Annotated in this window: 1 protein-coding gene; it reads left to right on the top strand. The window is 67.2% G+C overall.

Features of this window, described 5'->3' with window-relative positions; genetic code table 11:
- Window positions 1-163: 163 nt before the first annotated feature.
- A partial coding sequence (locus tag GO615_RS30015) for an ATP-binding cassette domain-containing protein (RefSeq protein ID WP_169133100.1) occupies window positions 164-424 on the top strand: 261 nt, incomplete at its 3' end.

Genomic DNA, 424 nt, shown 5'->3' on the forward strand with positions numbered 1-424 from the left:
CCGAGTACGAGGTCGGCAACACCTCCGGCGTGTTCGACGGGGACATCGACGGGTTCATCGAGGCCGGCATCCGCTGGAAGCGCGCCGCCGCCCGCGACGCCGAGTGACACCGGCTCACACGCGGGGTAGGTAGCGAGCACGCATCGAGCACGGCGGGGGAGCCATGATTCGTTTCGACCATGTGAGTCTGACGTACGGCAGAAAGCTGTCGCCTGCGCTCGACGACGTCAGCTTCGACATCGAGCGCGGAGAGTTCGTCTTCCTCGTCGGCCAGTCCGGCTCGGGCAAGAGCTCGCTCATGCGTCTCATGACGCACGAGGTGACGGCGACGTCCGGCCAGATCCACATCGCCGGGCGAGACCTCATGACGATGCCGCGCCGCAAGGTGCCGTCGCTGCGCCGCGACATCGGCGTCGTCTTCCAG

This window comes from Aromatoleum evansii, assembly GCF_012910805.1.
Lineage (GTDB): Bacteria > Pseudomonadota > Gammaproteobacteria > Burkholderiales > Rhodocyclaceae > Aromatoleum > Aromatoleum evansii.